Origin of the sequence: Psychrobacillus sp. L3, assembly GCF_042945595.1 — a bacterium.
GTDB lineage: Bacteria > Bacillota > Bacilli > Bacillales_A > Planococcaceae > Psychrobacillus.
On the sequence record NZ_CP168493.1, the window covers coordinates 970,314 to 995,819 of the forward strand.

At 35.2% G+C, this 25,506-nt stretch carries 25 protein-coding genes; 24 read left to right on the top strand and 1 reads right to left on the bottom strand.

Annotated features, from left to right (window positions below; translation table 11 throughout):
* Position 1: 1 nt before the first annotated feature.
* The 15 genes from ACEPXD_RS04545 (at position 2) to ACEPXD_RS04615 (ending at position 13,879) form a co-directional block, all read left to right on the top strand.
* Positions 2–1,015: a glycosyltransferase family 2 protein gene (locus ACEPXD_RS04545; RefSeq protein ID WP_391120356.1), complete on the top strand. Its 1,014-nt coding sequence runs from the start codon at positions 2–4 to the stop codon at positions 1,013–1,015.
* A gap of 14 nt (positions 1,016–1,029) precedes the next feature.
* Positions 1,030–1,743: a 2-C-methyl-D-erythritol 4-phosphate cytidylyltransferase gene (gene ispD / locus ACEPXD_RS04550; protein ID WP_391120357.1), complete on the top strand. Its 714-nt coding sequence runs from the start codon at positions 1,030–1,032 to the stop codon at positions 1,741–1,743.
* On the top strand, positions 1,744–2,775 hold the full coding sequence (locus tag ACEPXD_RS04555; protein ID WP_391120359.1) for an alcohol dehydrogenase catalytic domain-containing protein: 1,032 nt from the start codon (positions 1,744–1,746) through the stop codon (positions 2,773–2,775).
* Positions 2,776–2,790: 15 nt separating this feature from the next.
* Positions 2,791–3,666, top strand: a complete 876-nt coding sequence (locus ACEPXD_RS04560) for a LicD family protein (protein WP_391120361.1) — start codon at positions 2,791–2,793, stop codon at positions 3,664–3,666.
* A 670-nt stretch (positions 3,667–4,336) separates the two neighbouring features.
* Positions 4,337–4,873 carry a UDP-4-amino-4,6-dideoxy-N-acetyl-beta-L-altrosamine N-acetyltransferase gene (gene pseH, locus ACEPXD_RS04565; protein WP_391120363.1) on the top strand — a complete coding sequence of 179 codons (537 nt, stop codon included), beginning with the start codon at positions 4,337–4,339 and terminating at the stop codon, positions 4,871–4,873.
* A gap of 16 nt (positions 4,874–4,889) precedes the next feature.
* Positions 4,890–5,114, top strand: a complete 225-nt coding sequence (locus ACEPXD_RS04570; RefSeq protein WP_391120365.1) for an acyl carrier protein — start codon at positions 4,890–4,892, stop codon at positions 5,112–5,114.
* Position 5,115: 1 nt separating this feature from the next.
* On the top strand, positions 5,116–6,363 hold the full coding sequence (locus ACEPXD_RS04575; RefSeq protein ID WP_391120367.1) for an ANL family adenylate-forming protein: 1,248 nt from the start codon (positions 5,116–5,118) through the stop codon (positions 6,361–6,363).
* Positions 6,360–7,085 (top strand): SDR family NAD(P)-dependent oxidoreductase, encoded by a 726-nt coding sequence (locus ACEPXD_RS04580; protein WP_391120369.1) that lies wholly within the window; start codon positions 6,360–6,362, stop codon positions 7,083–7,085. Before ACEPXD_RS04575 ends, ACEPXD_RS04580 begins: the two co-directional genes overlap by 4 nt.
* Positions 7,086–7,112: 27 nt before the next feature.
* Positions 7,113–7,835, top strand: coding sequence for a cytidylyltransferase domain-containing protein (locus ACEPXD_RS04585; RefSeq protein ID WP_391120371.1), 723 nt, complete (start codon positions 7,113–7,115; stop codon positions 7,833–7,835).
* A gap of 1 nt (position 7,836) precedes the next feature.
* Complete coding sequence (gene pseG / locus ACEPXD_RS04590) at positions 7,837–8,823, top strand: UDP-2,4-diacetamido-2,4,6-trideoxy-beta-L-altropyranose hydrolase (RefSeq protein ID WP_391120373.1); 987 nt, start codon at positions 7,837–7,839, stop codon at positions 8,821–8,823.
* A complete protein-coding gene (pseI, locus tag ACEPXD_RS04595) occupies positions 8,820–9,866 on the top strand; it encodes a pseudaminic acid synthase (RefSeq protein ID WP_391123003.1) in 1,047 nt (348 codons plus the stop codon). Before pseG ends, pseI begins: the two co-directional genes overlap by 4 nt.
* The gene (locus tag ACEPXD_RS04600; RefSeq protein WP_391120375.1) at positions 9,863–11,206 is read left to right on the top strand and encodes a DUF4910 domain-containing protein; all 1,344 of its coding nucleotides are present in this window, start codon (positions 9,863–9,865) and stop codon (positions 11,204–11,206) included. The genes pseI and ACEPXD_RS04600 overlap by 4 nt, the downstream gene beginning before the upstream one ends.
* The gene (locus ACEPXD_RS04605; RefSeq protein WP_391120377.1) at positions 11,203–12,009 is read left to right on the top strand and encodes a formyltransferase family protein; all 807 of its coding nucleotides are present in this window, start codon (positions 11,203–11,205) and stop codon (positions 12,007–12,009) included. The genes ACEPXD_RS04600 and ACEPXD_RS04605 overlap by 4 nt, the downstream gene beginning before the upstream one ends.
* 4 nt (positions 12,010–12,013) lie before the next feature.
* Positions 12,014–13,159 (top strand): UDP-4-amino-4,6-dideoxy-N-acetyl-beta-L-altrosamine transaminase, encoded by a 1,146-nt coding sequence (gene pseC, locus ACEPXD_RS04610; RefSeq protein WP_391120379.1) that lies wholly within the window; start codon positions 12,014–12,016, stop codon positions 13,157–13,159.
* 390 nt (positions 13,160–13,549) lie between these two features.
* Entirely contained in the window at positions 13,550–13,879 is a 330-nt protein-coding gene (locus ACEPXD_RS04615) for a flagellin (protein WP_391120381.1), read from the top strand.
* 83 nt (positions 13,880–13,962) lie between these two features.
* On the opposite strand, the gene ACEPXD_RS04620 is transcribed toward ACEPXD_RS04615, so the two are convergent.
* Positions 13,963–14,772: a flagellin gene (locus tag ACEPXD_RS04620; protein ID WP_391120383.1), complete on the bottom strand. Its 810-nt coding sequence runs from the start codon at positions 14,770–14,772 to the stop codon at positions 13,963–13,965.
* A 143-nt stretch (positions 14,773–14,915) separates the two neighbouring features.
* Here ACEPXD_RS04620 and ACEPXD_RS04625 point away from each other — a divergent pair, with 143 nt between their 5' ends.
* The 9 genes from ACEPXD_RS04625 (at position 14,916) to ilvD (ending at position 25,161) form a co-directional block, all read left to right on the top strand.
* On the top strand, positions 14,916–15,296 hold the full coding sequence (locus ACEPXD_RS04625; RefSeq protein WP_391120385.1) for a flagellar protein FlaG: 381 nt from the start codon (positions 14,916–14,918) through the stop codon (positions 15,294–15,296).
* A gap of 12 nt (positions 15,297–15,308) precedes the next feature.
* Complete coding sequence (locus ACEPXD_RS04630; protein ID WP_391120386.1) at positions 15,309–16,841, top strand: flagellar hook-associated protein 2; 1,533 nt, start codon at positions 15,309–15,311, stop codon at positions 16,839–16,841.
* Between the two features lie 41 nt (positions 16,842–16,882).
* Complete coding sequence (fliS, locus tag ACEPXD_RS04635; protein ID WP_391120388.1) at positions 16,883–17,281, top strand: flagellar export chaperone FliS; 399 nt, start codon at positions 16,883–16,885, stop codon at positions 17,279–17,281.
* On the top strand, positions 17,224–17,631 hold the full coding sequence (locus ACEPXD_RS04640) for a flagellar protein FliT (RefSeq protein WP_391120390.1): 408 nt from the start codon (positions 17,224–17,226) through the stop codon (positions 17,629–17,631). Before fliS ends, ACEPXD_RS04640 begins: the two co-directional genes overlap by 58 nt.
* Before the next feature lie 211 nt (positions 17,632–17,842).
* The gene (locus ACEPXD_RS04645; RefSeq protein ID WP_391120392.1) at positions 17,843–19,618 is read left to right on the top strand and encodes a putative bifunctional diguanylate cyclase/phosphodiesterase; all 1,776 of its coding nucleotides are present in this window, start codon (positions 17,843–17,845) and stop codon (positions 19,616–19,618) included.
* Positions 19,619–19,711: 93 nt separating this feature from the next.
* Positions 19,712–20,467, top strand: a complete 756-nt coding sequence (locus tag ACEPXD_RS04650) for an NlpC/P60 family protein (RefSeq protein ID WP_391120394.1) — start codon at positions 19,712–19,714, stop codon at positions 20,465–20,467.
* A 15-nt stretch (positions 20,468–20,482) separates the two neighbouring features.
* Positions 20,483–22,171 carry a methyl-accepting chemotaxis protein gene (locus ACEPXD_RS04655; protein ID WP_391120396.1) on the top strand — a complete coding sequence of 563 codons (1,689 nt, stop codon included), beginning with the start codon at positions 20,483–20,485 and terminating at the stop codon, positions 22,169–22,171.
* A gap of 232 nt (positions 22,172–22,403) precedes the next feature.
* Positions 22,404–22,835 carry a DUF2269 family protein gene (locus ACEPXD_RS04660; RefSeq protein ID WP_391120398.1) on the top strand — a complete coding sequence of 144 codons (432 nt, stop codon included), beginning with the start codon at positions 22,404–22,406 and terminating at the stop codon, positions 22,833–22,835.
* A gap of 658 nt (positions 22,836–23,493) precedes the next feature.
* Complete coding sequence (gene ilvD / locus ACEPXD_RS04665; protein ID WP_391123006.1) at positions 23,494–25,161, top strand: dihydroxy-acid dehydratase; 1,668 nt, start codon at positions 23,494–23,496, stop codon at positions 25,159–25,161.
* Positions 25,162–25,506: the final 345 nt, after the last annotated feature.

Consider the following 25,506-nt stretch of genomic DNA (forward strand, 5'->3'; position numbering starts at 1 on the left):
AATGGCAAATAATTTTGTAAGTATTATAATGACTGCTTTTAATGAAGAAAAGTATATTGGTCAAGCAATCGATAGTATATTAGCCCAAACTTATAAAGAATTTGAGTTAATTATTGTTGATGATGGTTCATCAGATTCAACGCCAGAGATTATTAAAAAATATCAAGATAAAAGAATTCAATTCTTCGCTTTTTCTGAAAACCGTGGAGTTGGTGCCGCACATGCTTTTGCTATAGAACAAGCTAAAGGTGAATTTATTGCAATAGCTGATGCAGATGATATTCATTGCCCAGATAGAATTTATAAACAGTTATCTTATTTGAAGGAAAATAGGAATGTTGGAGTAGTCGATTGCTTCGTGAGGTATTTTGCTGATAATGAAGAAATCAAAAGTTCATCAAGATATTCTTATATCACAAAGTTTAGACAAAAACATATTGATTGTATTGTGACACCAGAAGATTATCAAAGAAGTTTATACTGGTTTTGTAGCGTAGTTCATTCTGCATCTATGTTTTATAAAAAACTGATTGAACCGTTTAATTATAGTGATTTAACTGTAATTGAGGATTATGAAGTTTTTTATAAAATGAATAAATCTGGTGTAAAGTTTGGTAAGGTACTAGAAGTTTTAGTGGATGTTCGAATTACATCAAATTCAACGACGCTAGCACAAAATCAAGAATTAATGAAAAATTTTATTATTATTAAATACGAAGAAATTATGTCACTAGTCGAGAATAACGACAATTTCTATATTTGGGGCACTGGTAAAGGAGGTATTGATGTTGCTCATTTATTAAAAGAAATGAATGTGAAGGTCACAGGCTTTTTGGATAATAATGAGAAGATATTTGGAGAGTGTTTAGAAGGTCAATTTGTTGAGGATTATAAAGAAATTGACTATAAGAATAGTGGTATATTAATTGTATCTTCAGTAGGGAAATTTGAAATTGTTAAACAACTTGAAAAAATGGAGCTAAAAGAGTTTGAAGACTTTGTTGTACTTTTATAAAAGGAGAGATAGAGTTGAGTAACTATGCTGTTATTTTAGCAGGCGGAACAGGTAGCCGTATGGGGAATGTTAATAAACCAAAACAATTTATAGATGTTTATGGTAAACCAATTATTGCCTATACTTTAGAAACATTTTCTCTTCATCCAGAAATCGATAAAATTATTATTGTCACTTTAAATGAATGGTATGATGACGTAAAAGCACTAGTTCGAAAATTTGAACTTAATAAAGTTATTGCGATTGTTGAGGGTGGAGAAACAAGACAACAATCAGTTTATGCTGCCGTTCAATATTTAGAAAATGGGTCAGATGATAAAGATATTATTTTAGTGCATGATGCTGTTAGACCGTTAATAAGTCAAAAAATAATTGGAGAAAATATTTCATTAGCCAAGCAATATGGGGCAGTTGATACTGTTGTTCCAAGTGCAGATACCATTGTTCGTAGCTTAGATAAGAAGAAAATCGAAAATATTCCTGAAAGGGAGCAATACTTCTTAGGACAAACTCCTCAAAGTTTTCAATATTCCATTTTAAAATCTGCGCATGAGAACTTTATACAGAATGGGCAAATTGAAACAACAGATGATTGTAAACTAGTATTACATATAGGACATCCAGTAGTGTTAACGTTAGGAGATAAGCTAAATTTTAAAATTACTACATTTGAGGATCTTACTTTATTTAAAGCGCTTCTAAAACTAGGGAATATTGAGGTGGTTTAAATGTTGAGTAAAGCATTTAAAGTAGTAGAACCGAAAAGATTTGATTTATACCTTGAAGACTTAAATATTACTGATGATGAAGTGTTAGTTAAAGTGGATTATATGAGTATTTGTAAAGCTGATTTAAGGTATTATGATGGGAATAGAGATGAAAAAACGTTAGCTTTAAAATATCCAATTAGCTTAATACATGAGGCAACAGGAATTGTTGTTAAGGATAATTCCAATGTTTTTGAAATTGGAACTAGGGTAGTTTTAATCCCAAACGAAATTAAAAAAAAATGCGACATGAATTGTGTGTGTCAAGATAAGCAATTAGGTGAAAACTATTGTCCTAATGCTAATTTTGCTTCAAGTAATACGGATGGCTTTTCAAAAGGATTTGTTAAAATATCATCAAAGCAGATAATTCAGATAGATGAGCAAATACCTTCAAATATAGCGGTATTTTCCGAAATGATTTCGGTAGCCTGCGCAGCTATCAGACGCAAAGAAAATCTTTTCGGAAATATTGGGATATGGGGCGATGGCATACTCGGCTATATTTTAGCTTCCACAATAAAAACACTACATCCTGATGCTATTGTTATAGCAGTTGGCAAGCATAAAGAAAAGTTAGATCAATTTAGAGCGGATAAATCTTATTTGATTCACGAAAAAATAAATGAAAAATTTGATTTTGTGTTCGAATGTGTAGGGGGAAGAGCTTCTTCTAATGCTATTAATCAATCAATTGATTATATAAAAGTTGGTGGAAGTTTAATACTTGCAGGTGTTACTGAAGAATTAGTACCTATTAATACGCGAAAGATTTTAGAAAAGGGTATTTCCATAACTGGGACTACTAGAAGTCAAAAAGAAGACTTTGAAAAGGCTCAAGCGTTATTAAACGATAAACAATTTATCGATTCAATAAAAAAACTACAGCTATCTGAAAATATTATATATAATATCAATGACTATTATATGATTTTTGAAGAGGAAACTAAAAATAAGAAGTTAGGAAAACATTTAATGAAGTTTAATATATGAGGAGATTTTCTAAAAATGAAAAAGCCAAATGTAATTGTTTTTGGAGCAAGCAAGGCCGGACAAAATTTTTTGAAAAATCAAGATGAATATCATGTTTTAGCAATTGCAGATAATGATTCAAATAAACATAACAATTACTTAGATAATATACCTATTATTTCACCAAATCAAATGAGTAATTATCAGTATGAATATATTATAATTGCAAGTATGTTTATTGAAGGTATAACAAAACAATTATTAGAAGATTTATCAATAGATAAAGAGAAAATAGTTTATGTTCCCAAAAGGCTTTTAAAAATTGAGGATCGTGAAATCTTTGGGCATTTTGAAACTAAAAAGTTAGCACATCGATATTTAGAACTATTAGGTGAGTTTTTCCAAAAAAATGAATATAAATGTTTTTTAAATTTTGGTACATTACTTGGAATCGTAAGAGATGGCGATTTAATACCTTGGGACGATGATATAGATTTAGCTGTTATAAAAGATTTTGATGAAGAGCAGTTCTTGGTAAACTTAAAGGAAGTATGCAAACAATCAGGAATTGAAGTTGAGTATTTAATCAAAAATAAGCCTGAACTCGGCTTGGTAGGGTTAGACATTTTAGTAAGTTCGCCCAATACATATTCATTCACTATTTCAGTAGACTTGTTAATTGAAGATGGGGAACACTATTGTTTACCGATAGATATTGTGCCTAAGAAATATTTTAAAAAACAACAGAAACTTCAATTAGGAAATATTGAACTATTTGGACCATCACCAGTAGAAGAATATTTGACTTATGTATATCGGGATTGGAAAGTTGTAAAAAAAGATGTAACGTATGAAAATAATACGACTACATATAATGAACCTGAAAATTTAGTTTTACACAAAGAAGTATAAAGAATATGAAAGAATTCCTACGAATGGTTTTACGTATTTGGAATCATAGTCTGTAGCCTCTAACAATTGATTCGATTATTAAACGTTTAATACATAAAGAAATTAATTTAAACCTAGATTATTCACAAACCAATACAAAATCCCACGGGAAAGCGGACTTGTCGACTTTTTCGTGGGATTCTCTTTTTCACTTAAAAGATGAAAAAAAGAACACATTTCTGTTAAGGTAATTGAATAATTCAGGTATACTTTAAAAGTATACAGACAAATAAATAATGAAAAGTTATTTGTCTGTACAAAGATATGAAAAAAATATTTAATAAATCAATTCAACTTAGGTATACTTTCAAAAATAGATGATAGGGTTCGATTCTTTTTAATATTAAGTAAAAAATTAGTTCAATGTTAGTGATTTTAATTAAATATTAAATTTTTCAAACGATTCTTATGATGTCTTTTCTTTCAATGAACGATAAAATAAAAATGATTATATTATCCACATCAATATTCCAAATTTTAAATTCGAAAGAAAACGACTGTCATTCATTGATTTAAAGTCATTCTCCATTGTTGCAAAAGAGATAGAAAAAGCGATTCTTTAACCGATAAAAACAGTATAAATATATATGAATAATCGAATTAGGAAATAACTAGTTACGGAGGTTCTAAATTGATTCGCTTTATTAAACTTAGAGAAGAACATCTCACTCAAGTTCTTGAATGGAGAACACAAGCGGATGTGACAAGGTTCATGAACACAGATATTGAAAAGGACTTGGTCAAACAGAAAGAGTGGTTTAACAGAATATCGATTTCCGAGACAGATAAATACTGGATCATTGAAATAAAAGGATTTTTAGTAGGCTTAATCAGCTTAAATGAAATAGATACTGTAAATAAGAGAGCTAGCTGGGGCTATTATATTGGTGAAGAAAAATATAGATTATATGGTGGTATCATACCAACTTATTTTTATAATTATATTTTTTCTAAATATTATTTTCATAAAATAACTGCTGAGGTAATGGGCGGAAATGATAATGTGGTAAAGCTGAATTTAATGCATGGATACAGACTAGTAGGAGTGTACAAAGACCATATTTTTAAGAATGGTTCTTTTTTCGATATGAATCTGTTAGAGCTTTTGAAAGATGATTGGTTAAAAGCAGGGAAGTTTAAGAAAAATATATGCGAATTTGAAGAATAAGATTGGAGAGATAGTAATGCAAGAGTTGTTAGCTATAATAAATGAAATGAGAGAAGAAGCAGGAAAAACGACTATTGATAAGTTGGAATCTTCTATGGACTTGAGAGATGATTTAGAATTAGATTCGCTTATGTTAGCAGAACTAACAGTTCGTATAGAAGATGAGTTCGACATTGATATTTTTGAGGATGGCATCATTCAATCGATAGGCGATATTCTGATTAAAATTAATGGTAAATAATATGGAAAAAAATTTTTTAGTACATAATGGTATTGTTTATACTTATGAAAGATTACTAGGGGATTTAGGGAATAAGGAAAACTATTCCTCTTATATATATGTCCAAGATAACAATCCATATGAAATCTTTTTATTGATTATTCATAGTTTACTATATGATTATCCAGTCGAAGTATTAGACGGAGATTTTTCTGAAATAGAGATAAATGAATTAGGTCTCCATGTTGAGGATGTATTAACGACTAGTAAGATAGCAGAACGCCGTCATTTTTTGCATTTTGATGAGGTTATGCAACGGATACAAGCAATTGAAAAATGGCATGTAACACTTTATACATCAGGTACAACAGGGCGGCCTAAAAAAGTGAGCCACACTTTTAAATCGTTTACAAGAAACGTAAAAAAACATAGTAATCTTGAAAATGATGTCTGGGCTTTTGCGTATAACCCTACTCATATGGCTGGTTTGCAAGTGTTCTTTCAAGCATTACTTAACCAAAATACGTTGATTTATATTTTTGGTGAGCCAATGAAAAGGATATCTGAACTGATAGATAAATACGGGGTCACAAATATTTCAGCAACATCGACGTTGTATAGAAATATTCTTCCTTATTTACAAGAGGATATTTATCCCGCAATTAAAAGAGTAACATTTGGCGGAGAAAAATTTGATGCTGATTTAGATAGAAAAATGAAAAATATTTTTCCTAATGCAAAAATGACAAATGTGTATGCATCGACGGAGGCTGGGAGTTTATTCGCAGGTAATGGCGATGTATTTGAGATTAAAGAGGAATATCATCAACTGATCAAAATTTCTGCCGAGAATGAATTATGTATTCATCATTCATTGCTTGGAGATTCACTTCATGTACAACGAGAGAATGAATGGTTTCATACAGGAGATATAGTTGAAATGGTAGATCAAAATTATTTTAAATTTTTGTCACGACAATCAGATATGATTAATGTTGGAGGATATAAAGTGAATCCACTTGAAGTGGAGGACTTGCTAATTCAAGTGACAGGTGTTATTGATATTCTTGTAAAATCTAAAAAGAATAGCGTTACTGGTGAACTTCTTATAGCTGATGTTGTGAAAGATAGTGAGATAGACGAAAAAGAATTAAAGATAGCGATAAAAAAATTTGCAGCTGCTCATCTACAAGAGTGGAAAGTTCCTCGCATTATTAAATTTGTAGATGTACTTCCTAGTACAAGAACTGGAAAGAAGGTCAGAAAATGAAGTGGATTATTGTCACCGGGGATTCAAGAGGAGTCGGGAGAGAAATTGTTCATCAAATACTAGATGAAACGGATTTCGGCGTTATTGGAATTAGTCGATCAAGTGAAGAGTCGGCAGATGAGCTTCTTGTAAAATACCCAGATCGTTTTAAGGCAATATCTTATGATTTAACGGATGTAGATGGTGTGAAGCAGTTATACAAGGAAAAAATTCGTAAAATAGGACCAATCTACGGACTTGTGAATAACTCTGCGATGGCATATGATGATATCATTTCTAATTTAAATGTGGATCAATTGCAGACAATGTTTCAGGTGAATGTCTTTTCAGCTATGCATTTATCCAAGTATGCTATTAGAGATATGTTATTGAATAAGACGCAAGGATCCATTGTTCATATTTCATCCGTAAGTGCTCATACGGGATATAAAGGTTTGAGTATGTACGCTGCTACTAAGGGAGCGATGGAAGCATTCTCTAAAAATACTGCAAGAGAATGGGGAAGTAAGGGAATTCGTTCAAACTGTGTTGTACCAGGTTTTATGGAAACATCTATGAGCACAACTTTGTCGGAAGATCAAAAAGCACGTATTTACCAAAGAACTTCATTGAAAAAGGAAACGGATATTTCTAGTGTTGCTAGTACTGTACTTTTTTTACTTTCAGATAAAGCGAAGTCTATAACTGGAACTGTCGTGCATGTAGATAACGGAACAATATAAAATTGTGTCAAGATAGGTTGTGATTACTTGAAAACTATCGCTATTATTCAAGCAAGAATGGGTTCCACTCGCCTTCCTGAGAAAATTTTGAAGCAGCTTGGTGATTTAGATGTGCTAACTTACGTAACTAGTCGCTGTAGTCAAATAATAGGTGTAGGGAAAGTAATTGTTGCAACATCTACATTGACACAAGATGATGCGATTGAAGCATGGTGTCAGGAGCATGATATTCCTTGTTTCCGAGGATCGGAAGATGATGTACTTTCTCGTTATGTAGATTGCGCGAAGAAATACAAGCCCGATTATGTGATGCGTGTCACTTCAGACTGCCCATTTGTCGATTATGAAATGGCTTCTGAGATTGTTGCTTTCATGGAGAAAGAACGTAAAGACATCGTGTTATTAGATGGTGAATTACCACGAGGATTAGCAGTTGAGTTAATTTCGTATGCATCGCTACTAAAAATAGATGAAGCAGGACATGAATCTCGTCATCGTGAGCATGTGACGTATTATGCGTATGAATTTGCAGAACAATTTGAAGGAATTACATATAAAGTACCAGAAAATCGAAAAGCTTCTGAGTTACGAATCACACTTGATACAGAGGATGATTATGCATTAATTAAGGCGGTGGCGGAGCATTTTAATGACCCGCTCATTTCAAGTGCATCTGTCATTGATTATTTAAAAAATACACCAGAACTAGCAAAGTTGAATGCACATATTGAACAAAAGTCGGTGATTTAGAATGAAGAAGGTTATTATTCGTACAGACGCTTCAACAGAAATCGGCAGTGGACATGTAATGCGCTGTTTGACGATTGCGCATCAATTGACAAAGCATGGTGCTAATGTGCGTTTTATGATGCATGAGGTACAAGGAAATTTAATTGATTTTGTGGGAGAACAGGGATTTGGAAATATTACTACATTTGAACTAGCGGATTTATATATCATTGATCATTATGATATTGACGAGGTTTGGGAACAAAAATTACGTACATATACAAATAAAATAATGGTCATTGACGATTTAGCAAACCGCCGTCATAACAGTGATTTACTACTTGATCAAAATGTAGTGCCACAATTTGAAAAGCGTTATGAGGAACTTGTGCCAGCACATTGTGTACAACTATTAGGTCCCGAGTATTTAATCATGCGTGATGAATTTATAACAGCTCGTCAAGACATGCCTAATCGAACGGGTAAAGTAAAAAGCTTACTCGTTTTTATGGGTGGAACAGATCCCACGAATGAAACATTAAAAATTTTAACTGCACTTCAAGAAACAAAAGTGACCTTTGAAAATGTACACATTGTTGTAGGAAGTGGAAATATCTATAAGGATCGTATTCAAACAATTTGCGCTGAGCTAGGTTTTCATTGCCACATCCAAATCGATTATATGGCTGAGCTTATGCTACAAGTAGATTTTTCGATAGGTGCCGGGGGAAGTACTACTTGGGAACGTTGCTATGTAGGGCTTCCTTCATCAAGTACAATTGTTGCGGAAAATCAACGAATTGCAACGGAATATGCCGCTGAATTAGGTGCCGTTTGGAATATTGGCTGGCATGAAGATGTTGCCATTTCATCTTATGTCGATTTATTCAATAGGCTTTCGAAAGAATTTACTGATTTAATGCAGATGAGTGATAGGGGATTACAGTTAACAGCGAGTAAAGGGCAGCCAAACCCATGGCTACAAGAAATATTGGAGATGATAAAATGATACAAATTGGAAACAAAGAAATTGGCCGTCACACAAAGCCTTTCATTATAGCTGAAATGTCTGGGAATCATAATCAGTCGCTAGAGCGTGCTTTGCATTTAGTTGAGCTTGCTGGTGAAGCAGGTGTTGATGCATTAAAATTGCAAACATATACTCCAGACACAATTACGCTCGATGTACATACAGATGAGTTTTTTATCTCATCCGATACAAATTTGTGGAAGGGGCAGTCGCTTTATAATTTATATAAAGAAGCGTATACGCCTTGGGAATGGCATGAGGCGATTTTTAATCGCGCAAAAGAGCTTGGTTTATTAGCATTTAGCTCTCCGTTTGATGAGACTGCTGTTGATTTTTTAGAAACTTTGGACGTACCAGCGTATAAGATTGCATCGTTTGAAAATGTAGATATTCCGCTTATCAAAAAAGTAGCGCGTACAGGTAAGCCGTTAATTATTTCAACTGGAATGGCATCTGCAGCTGAACTAGACGAAGCAGTTCGTGCTGCTCGAAATGAAGGAAATGACCAAATCGTATTATTAAAATGCACAAGCACATATCCTGCAACACCAGCAAACTCCAATTTAGCGACAATTTCGCATATGCGTGAGCTTTTTAATACGGAAATTGGGTTGTCTGATCATACGATGGGGGTTGGCGTATCTGTTGCGGCCGTGACGCTGGGTGCAACGGTTATTGAAAAACATTTCACTACTTCCCGTGCTGAAGGCGGTGTAGATTCTTCTTTTTCACTGGAGCCTCATGAGCTGAAAATGCTTGTAGAGGAAACAGAGCGTGCTTGGCAAAGCTTAGGCCATATACAATATGGACCAACTGAGACGGAAAAGCCGTCCCTTGAATATCGACGTTCGCTTTATATTGGTGAAGATATGAAAGCAGGAGATCTATTAACCTTTGAAAATCTTCGCAATGTGCGACCAGGTCTTGGATTATCGACAAAGTATTTCGATATAGTACTTGGAAAAACGATAAAACAAGACGTGAAAAAAGGAACACCATTGAGTTGGGAGTTATTAATGTGACCGAGTTAAAAGAAATGAATGAATTATTTGATCGACTCTTTCCGATATGCCGAAGCATTACAGGTGCAGGCGTGCGCGAAACCATTGAGATTTTGCAGGAATATATACCATTAACTATGCATGGGGTACAGACTGGGACAAAAGTTTTTGACTGGAAAATACCGAAAGAGTGGGTCATTCGCGAGGCTTGGATTAAAGATGAGCAGGGTAACGAAATCATTAATATGAAAAACTCCAATTTGCATGTTGTAAATTATAGCGAGCCGATTTATGCTGTATTGTCATTAGAGGAATTGAAGAAAAATATTCATACGATGCCTCATTTACCAGAAGCTGTCCCTTATGTAATTTCCTATTACAAAGAAAGATGGGGATTTTGTATGTCGCAAAATCAACTAGACAGTTTAAAAGATGGGAATTATCAAATTTATATTGATAGTGAAAAGATTGATGGTGAATTGAATTATGCTCATGCAATTTTGCCAGGGAAATCGAAGAAAGAAATCCTAATTAGTACATATATCTGTCATCCATCCATGGCGAACAATGAATTGAGTGGACCAATTGTTGCATCTTTTTTATACAATCGATTAAAAAAGTGGGAGAATCGTGAATTTTCTTATCGTTTTGTCTTTATTCCTGAAACAATTGGAGCTATTACATATCTTCATCAGCACGGTAGAGAATTACAAGAACAGTTACATTCAGGTGTTGTGTTAACTTGCCTCGGTGGCAAAGATATGCCGCTTAGTTATAAAAAATCACGTAACGAAGGTGCACCATTAAATGATTTAATGGAATACCTTGTGAATAAGGAAAAAAAAGAATTCCAAATTCGTCCATTCACACCTCTTTATGGATCTGACGAGAGGCAGTATTGTTCACCAGGTTTTAATTTACCAGTCGGTCAATTTTCTAAAATGATTTATGGAGCATATTCCGGCTATCATAATTCGTTAGATACGAAAGAAGTAATGACCATTGAAGCATTAGTAGATAGCTTAAATGAAATTGAATATATATTAAAGCTTCAAGAGTTAAATGGCTATTATATAAATCAAAAGCCTTTTGGAGAGCCAAAGCTTGATAAATATGATCTGTATCCAGATATAAATGCACCAGCATTAAGAGGTCGATCAAGTAATAAAGTCCTCGATAGTCGCCAGCAGTTAAACCAAATATTAACTTTACTTAATTACTCGGATGGAGAACATCAATTAATCGATTTAGCAAAAACTCTAGGTTATCCTCTAGAGGATTATGCAATTTCGATTGATGCTTTAAAAGAGCATAATTTAATTGAAGGGCCGTTTTTTGAAAAAGGAGAAATTCTATCATGAAAATATTATTATTAACTGGTTCCCATCCAAGACATTTATATTTAGTAAATGAACTAGTGAAAACAGGCTTCGTAACGGCACATGTGATGGAAAAGAGAGAGGAGTTTGTTCCACAACCGCCTTCTAGTTTAGAAGAAGTTGATCGAACAAATTTTATACGTCATTTTAAAGAGCGTGATGAAGCAGAGCATAGACATTTTAAAGGAAATGACAAGGTTTCAGTTAGTTTGCCTACATTAGAAGTAACGATGCAACAATTAAATAGTGAAAAAACAATTGAATGGGTAAAAAATCAACATTTTGATTTGGCGATTAGTTATGGGGTTCATAAACTAGGTGATGATCTTCTAGAAGCGTTACCTGAAAACGCGTGGAATACACATGGGGGATTATCGCCTTGGTATAAAGGAAATACAACTTTGTTTTGGCCATTCTTTCTGTTAAAACCAAATTGGGCTGGTATGACGATACACCGATTATCATCTCGACTAGATGCTGGTGACATTGTACACCATTCTGTACCAGAGTTAGCACACGGTGATGGTTTACATGATGTTGCATGTAAGGCTGTAATTCAAGCAGCTAAAGATTTAGCACAAATCGTAACAACAATTGAATTAGAAAATATAAGATATACACCTCAAAAAGGAAACGGAAAGCTATGGATAGGAACGGATTGGATGCCTCAGCATTTAAGATTCGTCTATAACACCTATAACAATGATATCGTTGATCAATTTTTAGATGGTAAGCTAAAAAAAATTGAACCAACACTTATTTCTGCGTTTAGCAAAGGAGAGTAGAAACATGGAAAAAAGAAATGATTTCTTGCCATACGGTCATCAATTCATTGATGACGAAGATATTCAAGCAGTAGTAAGCACGCTACGCTCTCCTTTTTTAACGACTGGTCCAACTATTGCAGAATTTGAAAAAGCTGTTGCTGATTATGTTGGTGCGAAGTATGGTGTTGCATTTTCAAACGGTACAGCCGCATTGCATGGTGCTTGTTATGCAGCTGGGATTGGCGAAAGTGATGAGGCTATTACTACACCACTTACGTTTGCAGCAAGTGCGAATTGCATCCGTTACATGGGTGGAACTGCAGTGTTTGCAGATATTGACAATAAGACTTACAATATTGATCCCATTGATATTGAGCGCAAAATTACCACTAAAACAAAAGCAATTATTCCAGTCGATTTTACAGGGCAGCCTGCGGATATGGATGCGATTATGGAGATTGCGAAGAAGCATAATTTGGTTGTCATCGAGGATAGTGCGCACTCTTTAGGTGCTGACTACAAAGGTAAAAAGGTTGGAACTCTAGCAGACATGACGATGTTCAGTTTCCATCCTGTAAAACCTGTGACAACAGCTGAAGGTGGCGTTATTGTCACAAATAATGAAGAATATTATGAAAAACTAAAATTATTCCGAAGTCATGGTATCACACAGACAGCTTATGCAGAGGAACAGGGCGCATGGTATTACGAAATGGTAGATTTAGGCTATAATTACCGGATGACGGATTTACAAGCGGCACTTGGCGTTTCGCAAATGCATAAGCTAGAATCCTTTATTGAGCGCCGTCGTGAGATTGCAGCACTTTATGATGAATTATTAAATGATGTATCTGGCGTCGGCATACCATTTCAGTTAGAAAATACGAAATCCGGATGGCATTTGTATTCAATTCAGTTAGACAGCGATGAACTAAGTAAGTCACGAAAAGAAATATTTGAAGAAATGCGCGCTTTAAATATTGGTGTTCATGTCCACTATATTCCAGTGTATTGGCATCCGTATTATCAAGAATTGGGATATGAAAAAGGTATTTGTCCAAAAGCAGAAGAATGGTACGAGCAAGCTTTGACCTTGCCGATATTTCCGGGGATGACGGATAATGATGTAGCAGATGTAGTGAAAGCCTTGAAAACAGTAGTTAATTGACTGTTTTCAAGGCTTTGTTTTTTTCTAAGTAATTCCTTTGAAAGAATTTTTTCAAACGTAGGCAAGGTTATTAGTGGCGAATACACATAGTGGAAATTAAGGTATAATATAGGTATTTCAAAGAGATGACGATGTTCAGCTTCCATTCTGTTAAACCTGTGACAATCGAGAAGGTGCGGGTGTTGTCGCAAATAACGGAGAATATTATATAAAAAGTTATTTGATGCATACTCCCATCTGATTTATAGATAGGGAGTATTTAACGCTTATTTTTTCTAAATACACTATAGAATAGCTAACAATATTTTGTTGTATTAATAGGCTTTATTACCTATAATTTAATTAGTTCTATGTACCTTGAATGTTGAAAGAAGTTTCTTATGTGAGTTGATGAATTATTATAAACTGGGAATAAATAATATTAATGTCCTATCCAATAACAATGCTAATCTTGCAATAATGAAAACTGATGAGGCTATGAATCTTATATCATCAGAAAGAACGAAATATGGCTCTTATCAAAACGCTTTGGAACATATCGGGAAGATTGTTACTAATTATAAAGCTAATTTAACAGCTGCTGAATCGCAATTAAGGGACCTAGATTTATCAAATGAGATTACAAAATTAAAAAAGAATCAAATCATTTTGCAAGCATCACAGGCAATGTCTGTACAAGCAAATCAGATGTCTCAATTAATTTTGCAAATATTAAAGTAATTATCCAATGAAAGACATTTATTCGTTCAAAAAAACAAAAATACCAAACTGTCGAGAAGTTGCTCGAAGTTTGGTATTTTTGATTACTGAAATAACCGCAGTACATCACTTACATTCTGATTTGTTTGTTTTATCAGCAATTCATCGCCTTTTTGGCGGATTCCTTGTTTCACAAACTCCATCATTTCAAGTGCCATATCTGGATCTCGAATGAGGGATTCTGTTTTTTGCAAGCTTATTTCTGTGTTTGAAACGTTATCTTTATGATGAGAAAGTGACTCGTAATCTGATCCAGTGTTTGCCAAATGATTAGAAATGATTGTCTGAGCTTTATCTACTTTTGTAATTAGATCATTGGCTTTTTCTTGAGTAGTTAGTTCAGCGATCGCAAGACCAAGTTGGGATGTGCTGACGTTTACAGTATCGATTCGCAAGGTTTGCCCAGAGTTCGCACCGACATGTATGTACAGTGGTCGGACATTACCAAGAATATTTTGAGTATTAAACTCCATTTTATCTGCGGTGTCATCAATTGACTGGAGTAGTTGATCTAATTCTTTTTGTGTTGTTACACGATCTTCATCAGTAACAGTATCTGATGAACTTTGGACTGCTAGTTCTCGAACTCGTTGAAGAACATTACTTACATGTTGCAGACCGGAGTCCGTTACTTCTAAAACAGATATTCCATCTTGCATGTTCTGTTGAGCGCGTGCAAGTCCTTTAATCTGGCCTCGCATCGTTTCTGAAATGGACAAACCGGATGCGTTATCAGCTGCACGAGTTAACTTATCCCCACCGGAAAGCTTTTCAAGAGTTCTAGTTATTGCACTATCATTTTTCTGATACCTATTAGTAGAGAAGGATATCCATGCCTGGTTTTGTATTTGCAATTCATTCACCTCCATGTGAATTTATTTTCTTTACATACTTATTATCGACAGATTATATGAAAATTTTGCTAGAAAGTGAAAATTTCTAAAAAAATGCCGATAGTGTTAGTAAGAACATTGTGAGCATAGGGGGAAGGCCAAAGATGCGTATATCAGCACAGGTACAAACAAAGGATGTTGCTGTTGTTTCACTGCCAAAGCAAGAGGTGGTAGTGGAAACAACAAAAACAAATGTAGTGGAAGATTCTCTGAAACAAATCATGCAAGCAGAACAAAAAGCGAACGAAAAAGACGGTATACCGAAAGATAAAGTGCAAAAAGCAGTGGATGCATTAAATGAATTTATGACAATTCAAAATCACAATTCCAAATTCGTTTTACATGATGGCTTAGAACGTTATTATGTAGAAGTTGTGGATGCGGATACGGACGAGGTTATAAGAGAAGTACCTCCTCGTAAATTGTTAGATGCATTCTACTCGATGCAAAAATTTGTAGGTATGATAGTAGACGAGAAAATTTAGGAGGTTTTTATAATGGCAAGCCCAATGAGAATAGGCGGATTAGCATCAGGAATGGATATCGATCAAATCGTTAAGGATTTGATGAAAGCACAACGTATTCCACTTGATAAATTATTACAAAAGAAAATTACATTTGAATGGCAGCGAGATTCATACCGTACGATTAATACAAAATTAAAAACATTTGATGCGTACTTGTCGGATAACTTTTTATTATCTAGTAGTTTTAATAAAAAGAAGGTAACGAATTCCAACTCTGATTTAGTAAGTGCAACTGCAAATTCAAGTGCTTCTGGGACTCTATCTATTGAAAGTGTATCCCAATTAGCAACGGCTGCAAGAGCAGTTGGTGATAAGACAACCTATACTAATACCACTAAAATGAGCGACCTTGGGATTGCTGGTCCTTCAACTATAATATCTTTAAAAGCCATTCAATCAGATGGTACTATGGCTGCTGGTGTAACAAATGTTACTATAAATCCTACTGATACAATTGATCAAGTTGTTTCTAAAATTAATAGCAGTAACGCTGGTGTTACCGCACTATTTGAAGATGGTAAGCTTTCTATCACTGCTAAAAATACTGGTGATATTGCTGGTAAAGATGCAATTCAAGTTACAGATAGTGCTGGTGTTTTTGGTAAATTAGGTTTAGACCTTTCAACAAAATTAAAAGCTGGTACAAATGCTAAGTTTCAAGTAAATGGTCTTGAAACGGAGCGTTCTTCTAATACTTTTACGATATCGGGATATAATGTAACGCTTAAATCGACGTTTAATGTTGTAGATCCAGTGAATCCAAAACCTCCAACTGTTGCAGCAGTTCAATTAAAGTCTGAAACGGACATTGACTCCATGGTCGACAAAGTAAAAGAGTTCGTGGACAAGTATAATGAACTTATTTCTGGAATGAATGATTCATTAAAAGAAAAGGTATATCGCGATTTTCCTCCTTTAACTGATGAACAACGTAAAGATATGTCGGAAAACGAACAAAAACTATGGGATGAAAAAGCAAAAAGTGGTCTTTTACGTAGTGATTCTATTGTAAGTAGTGGATTATCAGGAATGCGTGATGCAATTTATGGTCGTCTTGGCGATGAAAAAGGTGTAATCAATACACTTGCTCAGATGGGAATTACTACTTCTAGCAATTATTCAGATGGTGGGAAACTAGTAGTTGATGAAGATAAATTGCGAAAAGCTTTAACAGAAAACCCAGATCAAGTTGTAAAAACGTTGACTCAACCAGGAGGAAAAACTCCAGATGGAGACACTCGTGGTATTGTTAAACGACTTCGTGATTCCATGAAACAATTTACAATAAAGATCGAAACAAAGGCAGGTAAGGCCACTGTTACAGACCAACAATACACAATCGGTAAAAGCTTAATCGACATGAATACTCGTATCACAAGCTTCCAACGCCGATTAGAAGATATGGAAGCTCGTTATTGGAAACAATTCACTGCTATGGAGAAAGCAATTAGCAAAGCTAATAATCAATCTTCATACCTTTCACAATTTGGTAATAACCAATAATTGAATAGTTTTAAGATTTACGATAAAGGAGATGTATCAAATTGTCAGCACAATCGGTTCACCAAGCTTATAAAAATAATAGTGTGAGCACTGCATCACCTGGAGAATTAACGTTAATGCTTTATAATGGGTGCTTAAAGTTTTTAGGGAAAGCGAAACTCGCTATTACTGAAAAAAATGTCCAAGAAAAAAACATTAACCTGCAAAAGGCTCAAAAAATTATACAAGAGCTGATGGTGACATTGAATATGAATATTGAAATATCAAAGTCTATGATGCAAATGTATGAATATATGAACCACCGTTTAATCGATGCAAATATAAAAAATGATGTAAACATCATTGAAGAAGTAGAGGGATATGCGCTTGAATTTCGAGATACTTGGAAACAAGTTATTCAGGTAAATCGCCAAAAGCAATTTTCTGGAGACCAGGCATAATGGTTGAAGTGGAGCAATTTTTAGAAGCATCTGAAAAGCTTTATTCTCACCTTACTTCTATTCCAACTGATGATGAACGTACAGAGTTTATCGAACAAATCAACTTTTTGTTAGATGAACGGGAGAAGGCTATTGAGGCATTAGATATGTCATCATTTTCCTCCCATGCCCTTTATGATCGATTAATTGAGTTAGATCAAGACATTAACAAGCGATTGGAAAAAGTAATGGATGCAGTAAAAGGGGATATAAAAGATCTCCAACAAAAGAAACGGCATGAGAGTTCATACTCTAACCCATATGCAGCAACTCAAACAATAGATGGCATGTATTTTGATAATAAGAAATGAAATAAACACCGACTTGCTTTATTGGAAGTCGGTGTTTTTTGCTTATTATTATGTGAATAGTTGTAGTACTCTATTTTAAATCAACACTTCTATATAATTTACATAATTACTCAACATTCTACAAATTCATACAAAAAGACTTACTATTCTAATAAATACATAATACAATTGTAGTAATATTTTCCTCAAAAGGAAGGGGGTATTTTGCAATATGAATACTTTAGTAAACTTAAAAGTAGATAGCGGAAAGAATCGGAATCGGAAGATGCTTGATCAAATGTTGGATATGGGGCAATTGTATAATTTATCTCTATATGAGGCTTTAGAAGAAATTTGTCATAAATCGTCGATGCTCTTAGGAGTGGATCAAGTGTCTATTTGGAAGCTTTCTAGTGATTGCTCTACGCTTACTAGTATCGCCTCTTCTATTCATAATGGTGTTTTACAGCTGTGCCAAAAAGATTATCCACGTTATTTCGATTTAATAAAAGAAGAGCATTTTTGGTCAGAAGAGCAAATGGACGAGCGTATTCTTCAAACATCTATACTTCCTAATCGTTTAGAGTTAAAGCTTACTAATCTGAATGACTTTCATGGAGTATTTAGTATTCGATGCTCGACTCGAAGAGAATGGTCGAAAGATGAATTATATGTACTTCCATCGATTGTTCACTCTATCATGCTACTAGTGGAAAGAGATTCATATAAAAAGCTTGTAACGATAGACTCATTGACAGGCCTTAGAAATTTAACTTCCTTTTTAGAAGAAACAACGGAAAGAATGACAAAAGTTGTCGAAACAATGGAAACCTACTTTATTTACCTTAAAATCGACCATTTTCAAGATATTCAAGATGTACTTGGTATTGATGGAGCGGATGAAGTTTTAAAAGTGGTAGCATTGCGAATTCAAACGCTATTTCCTGCACCTTATTTAACTGCAAGGATTGGTTTTGATCATTTTGCTGTTTATTTTGATACAGCTAATGAACCACGAATGGGTAAGGGATATTATGATAAAGTTGACGAGGCACTTGCTCGGCAAATAATGGTGGGTGATCAAGAAGTATATTTAACCTATTCTATTGGTTTCAGCCAATTCCCACAGCATGGAAAAAACGCGAAAACTTGTTTAAATGCAGCACAAATAGCTTTAAATAATGGGAGAAAGAAATTTTCAAGAAATGCACAAACTTTTTACCGACCTGAAATGTATACATCGATGTCTAACGATTTGCATACCGAGATGAATCTTCGAAAAGGTATAGAATCTAATGAGTTCGAACTATACTATCAACCAAAAGTGAACTGTGAGGACGGATTAGTCGCTGGTTTTGAAGCGCTTATAAGGTGGAATCATCCAAAACTTGGTATTAGAAGACCAATAGAGTTTATTCCAATTGCAGAATCGACTGGTTTAATAATACCGCTCGGTGAATGGGTTATTACCCAGGCAGTGAAACAATTGTCTTTGTGGAATGAAGGACACCGCAAACATTATACAATTTCTATTAATATTTCATCTCGACATTTTTTGCATAATGACTTTCCTAAGTACTTGTTGAGTCAAATAGATTATTACAAAGTTTCTCCAGACCAATTAGTTATTGAGATTACGGAAAGCGTTGCTATGATGGAATTTGAAACAGTAAAGGAACGAATCCATTATTTAAATGAGTTAGGGTTTTCTGTTAGCATTGACGACTTTGGTACAGGGTTTTCTGCTTTTGTTTATTTACAGCATTTCCCTATATCAGAAATTAAAATTGATCGTCAGTTTATTAAAGAAATTGCAAGTAATGAAAAAAGTTTAAGCATTACAAAGACAATTATTAATCTTGCGAAGCAACTTTCGTTAAGAGTGGTTAGTGAAGGTGTGGAATCAATCGAGCAATGGGAAAAACTTAAGATGTTAGGATGTCACGAATTGCAAGGTTTTTATTTTTCGAAGCCTTTAAACATCAAAAAAATAGAAGAACTATATTGATATTTCCTGGGCAATATCTTTACAAAATAGTAGTGAGATATTAGTAAGTTAATGTTATCATTAACTTACTAGTAAAATAGAAGGAGGTTCGATATGTTTAAAAAAGTGCTTTTAGTAGCAGTACTGATGTTTTCGTTCGAAGCGACAGCAAGTGCTGACACTTTGTATGAAGTAAAAAAAGGGGATTCTTTAACAAGTATTGCCAAAACATATAAGAAAACTGTGAACGACTTGCTTATATGGAATAAGCTGACGAAAGATAGTATTTTCGTGAAGCAAAAGTTAATCGTCCAAAAGCCTATCATTGGTAAGACAACGATTAAAGCACCGCAAACGGTAGCAGCTGCTAAACCTGTGGCTCCTATTAAAACTGAACCGATTGTGCAACCGGTTCAAGTAAAAGCCGAACAACTAATTACGAGTCCTGCTCCTCTACTTGATGAAGCGAAGCAACTATCTTCAAATGGACAAGCCATTTATAATTTAGCAGTAGAATTTGCAGGACGCATGGAAGGTATCCCGTATTTGAATGCAGGAATTACAATGGCTGGTTTTGATTGTAGTGGATTTATTTATTTTGTTTATACACAAGCGGGGTTGAAGATTAGTCGCCAAAGTAGCGAAAGTTATTTTAATAGTAGTGCTAGTGTTTCCAATCCACTTGTCGGAGATTTAGTTTTTTTTGAGAATACATACGGTGTAGGGATTTCCCATATGGGAATCTACATAGGAAATAATGAATTTATTCATGCAGGAACAAAGGGTGTAGAAAAGGCAACTTTAGATTTACCTTATTGGAAGGAACATTTTGTTTCATTTAAAAGATTTCACGCAGTAAGTGTGAATTAGAAAGTAGGGATTCTTATGAAGTGGACCATCGGCAAAAAGATGTGGCTTGGTTTTTCTGCTATTTTACTATTATTAATTATTACTTCCGTTGTAACGATTTGGACAATGATCGATGTTAGTAGTAGATACCGATTTTTATTGGATGATCGAGTAATGAAAATTAATGTTGCCAAAGAAATTGGAATAGCTCAAAAGGATGCAACGAGAGAGTTAATGGATTATTTGTTATTTACAACAGATGCAGCGAAAAAAGGCATTAAAGAAAATGAAACATTAACAAAAGAATTAGCACAAGAGTTAAGAAGTAATTTGTTTTCTCCTGAAACAATTGCAATGATGGATGATTTCGATAAGAAAATGAATATGTTTTCAAAAATAAATGATGACCTTATTGCTGCCAAAATGGATAATAACGGTTTGAAAATTAATAAACTCACATCCGAGGCGAAAACGGTTAGTGCCAATATGCTCAAAATTTTAAAAGAGTTGGAACAATTTATGCAAGATGATATGAACAAAACGAGAGCAGATTTAAATATATTTGAAGCAGCCTCTACTAGATTTGTCATTGCGTTGTCTATCGTAGGAGTGCTATTAGGCATTATTTTAGCTTATTTTATTAGTAGAAGTATTTCACGTCCAGTTAAAAGCGTTACTGCTGGAATGGCAGAGATTGCGAATGGCAATTTATTGATAGAACCGATTATCATTAAAAATAAAGATGAAGTGGGAGAGATGGCAACTGCATTTAACACGATGTCGAATGATCTTCGTGAGATCGTGGCAAGTGTTAGAGATTCTTCTATGCAGCTTGCATCGAACGCCGAGGAGTTATCTGCGAGTTCAGAAGAAAGTCTTGCTTCTTCTCAAATGGTAGCGAAATCTGCCGAAGAACAAATGGTAACAAGTGAACAACAAGTGCGTTATATGGATTCTTCTGTACAATCGATGACTGAATTGACCCAAGGTGTTGGACAAATTTCAATAAGCAATGAAGAAATGTTACATGCTGCAGATGACGTCCAAAAATTAGTGAAAAAAGGTTCCGGAGTAGTGCAAGAAGTAGCTGCCCAAATGAATACAATTCATACAACATTTGTAGACACGACAATTATCATGAATAACATGGCGAAGCATTCGAATGATATTCAAAGCATTACTTCGCTCATTACAGATATTTCCGAACAAACCAATTTGCTTGCTTTAAATGCGGCTATTGAAGCGGCACGGGCTGGAGAGTATGGGAAAGGTTTTGCAGTTGTGGCCGAGGAAGTTCGTAAACTTGCCGAACAATCTAAAAACTCTGCAACGGAAATCGCTTCAATGGTTCAAGTCATTCAATCTGCTTCCAATGACGCGGTAAAAGCGATCACAGAGGGTGAAGTTAAAGTAGACGAAGGACTTTCGAAAACAACGGAATCCATGGATGTATTTAAAGAAATCGAAACGGCAGTTGGAGAGGTTGGTATCAGAGTGGAATCTGTTTCCGCCGCGATCGAGCAAATTCAAGCAATGGCAGAATCCGTTTCAGAAGGGTCACTCGAAGTTCAACGTCTTGCGGCTATTGCAGCAGACGGCGCAAATGATACAAGTGCAGCTACCGAAGAGCAACTTGCCGCGAATGAAGAAATTACTGCAAGTGCACAGTCATTAACAGATCTTGCAGAAACTCTTCAAAACAATGTAAGTCACTTTAAAATCTAATCTATTTAATAATAAACGCCTTCAATTCTTGTGAATTGGGGGCGTTTTTACGCGAAAATAGGTATTGCTTATTCGTATATTGCGCATGAGAGAGATAATGTTGCGAATAAGTAAAGTATTGCGCATTGCACTATTAAACTTGCAAAAGTAAATCTCAAAGTAGATATTTTCCTCTATTCGACACAATAAGAGTCTATGGAATAACGTATAATAAGCGTAGGTGATAAATTCTATGTACAAATCAATTGTTTTCATTCATATATTAAGTTCAATTCTTTCTATCGGCCCTTTCTTTGTTCTATTTGTTGTATTAAATCAAATGAAAGGGAAAAATGGAGAAGTGCTTGTTTCGCAAATAGAAGTTTTTCAAACTGCAATCCGAATTGTGAAGCATGCTGGACATGTACTAGTCGTATCCGGAATTCTACTAGTTTGGCAGGGGAATTGGCCATGGTCCACATCTTGGGTAGTCATGACGCTTGTTGTGATGATTAGTTCAATTGTTTTTCTTGCAAGGGCATTTAAGCCGAAAATTCGACAATTCAATGCAGGGATAATAGATTCAAACGTACTTATTCAGAGATTACGTTTTTCTGTTTGGCAATACATTTTCTTGTTATTAATTATGCTTTGGTTGATGGTTGCAAAACCAAATATTTGGTAGTGGACTCTTTCTCGTAAATGAGAGAGGGTCTTTTTTTTATTAATTGTGGTAGTTGGATAGGTGAATTTGCGTTACTTGGATATGTCCTTGCGATTTGGATCCCTGAACTTGTGAAGTGCGGTAGACGAGGTGTTAGCACGCATTGAATTTGCGGAGGCACTGAAAAAGTACTTCTAACCTCTACTCTAGTTATTAATTTCTAGAAAATCGTTGAAAAAGACGACACTCCTGCGGGAATAGTGTTAGCTGAAGACCCCGCAGCGCAGCGAGGAGGCTGAAGCAACGCCAGCGGAAAGGGAGCCGTTTCAACGATTTTCTTACTTATTGGACTGCTCTTTCTAGCTAAGTAGATTTATATGGGCTTCTTCAGTTTCGCTCCCATATGCTCCCCCTTAACTCTCTATTCCTATTTACTTTAACAAAATGTTCATAATTATTTTTCTGCATACAAAATGCGATATATCGCAGATGTAAGCGATTACATAATAAAAGAATATTCAAAACTAACTGATTATTTTTAAAAAGGGTATTGACTCCCCATTTTAAAGGCGATATGATAGCAACAATATATAAAAGATTGTGAGAAAATTCACAATCGAAAAATAAAAAAATACAAAGTGAAACACTACATAAACGGTAAGTATAGGGGCGATTGAAATTGAGAAGTGACATGATTAAAAAGGGCGTTGATCGTGCTCCTCATCGTAGTTTACTTTATGCGACTGGAGTGAAGACGAAAGATTTAGATAAGCCATTTATTGGTGTTTGTAACTCTTATATTGATATTATTCCAGGTCATATGCATTTGAATAAGTTTGCAGAGGTCGTGAAAGAGGCTATTCGTGAAGCTGGTGGAATTCCATTTGAGTTCAACACGATTGGTGTAGATGATGGGATTGCAATGGGGCATATCGGGATGAGGTATTCACTTCCGAGTCGTGAATTGATTGCTGATTCTGCGGAAACGGTTATTAATGCACACTGGTTTGATGGGGTGTTTTACATTCCGAACTGTGACAAAATCACACCTGGTATGTTGATGGCGGCAGTAAGAACGAATGTCCCTTCTGTATTTGTTTCGGGTGGTCCGATGGAAGCTGGAACGTCAGCTGACGGAAAACAACTTTCCTTAACATCTGTTTTTGAAGGGGTCGGTTCGTATAAGAACGGATCTATGTCAGCGGAACAACTGCTCGATATCGAACAAAATGCATGTCCAACATGTGGTTCGTGTTCGGGGATGTTCACAGCGAACTCGATGAACTCTTTAATGGAAATGCTCGGTGTCGCATTACCGGGTAACGGTACGATTGTTGCAACGTCAGATGAACGTCATCGACTTATAAAAGAAGCTGCACATCATTTAGTACGAATGATTAAAGAAGATGTGAAGCCAAGAGATTTGATTACAAAAGAAACAATTGATGATGCATTTGCGCTTGATATGGCAATGGGTGGTTCGACAAATACGGTTCTCCACACACTAGCAATTGCGCATGAAGCGGAAATCGAATACGACGTGAAAGAAATAAATGAAGTAGCAAAGCGTATTCCTTATTTATCCAAAATAATGCCAGCTTCTGATTACTCCATGCACGATGTACATCTTGCAGGAGGGGTTAGTGCCATTATAAAAGAACTTTGTGAGATTCCAGGAGCGGTTCACCCTGATCGATTAACGATTACTGGTAAGACACTCTACGAAAATGTGAAAGATTCCGAGATTACGAATGATCAAGTCATACGCAGAAAAGAAAATCCATATAGTCCTGTAGGTGGCTTATCCGTCCTTTTCGGAAATATTGCTCCTGAAGGTGGGGTAATTAAAGTAGGGGCTGTAGATCCTTCCATTAAAGAATTTACGGGTAAAGCAATTGTGTTTGAGTCACAAGAAGCATCCCAAGAAGCAATTGATAACGGGAATGTGCAAGCTGGTCATGTAGTAGTCATTCGTTATGAAGGTCCGAAAGGTGGGCCGGGGATGCCGGAAATGCTTGCTCCAACATCAGCGATTCAAGGTCGCGGATTAGGAACGAAAGTGGCACTCATCACAGACGGTCGTTTCTCCGGAGCATCTCGAGGAATTTCCATTGGACATATTTCTCCGGAAGCGGCAGATGGTGGACCAATTGCATTAGTAGAGAACGATGACATTATCTCTATTGATCTAACAAATAGAACGATAGAGTTACTAGTTAGCGAAGAAGAATTAGCTAAAAGAAAAGAAAACTTACAACCATTCGAACCAAAAATTAAAAAAGGCTATTTAGCAAGATATTCGAAGCTCGTCACATCTGCAAGCACAGGTGGAGTAATGAAAATCTAATAAACCAAATCATTGATGAGGCAAAAGTTAGAGGAAACTTGTATTTACAGAGAGCCGGTGAAGCTGGGAACCGGCAATACAACCTTTAGCGACATCCCCTCGGAGTGAAGTATTGAACGGGAAACCTTTTAGATACTTCCGGGTGTAGTAAAGAGCTACTCTCGTTATAAATGGCTGGCTGGCATTTGCTGGTTGTCTGCGAGGTAGCGGTTGCGCTGCGAACTAGGGTGGTACCATGAAAAGAATTTCATCCCTATACAAAAGAACGAAGGTTTCTTTGTGTGGGGAGAAATTCTTTTCTTTGTTTCTAAATAGTGTAACTGGACGACTTGAATAAAAAGGAGG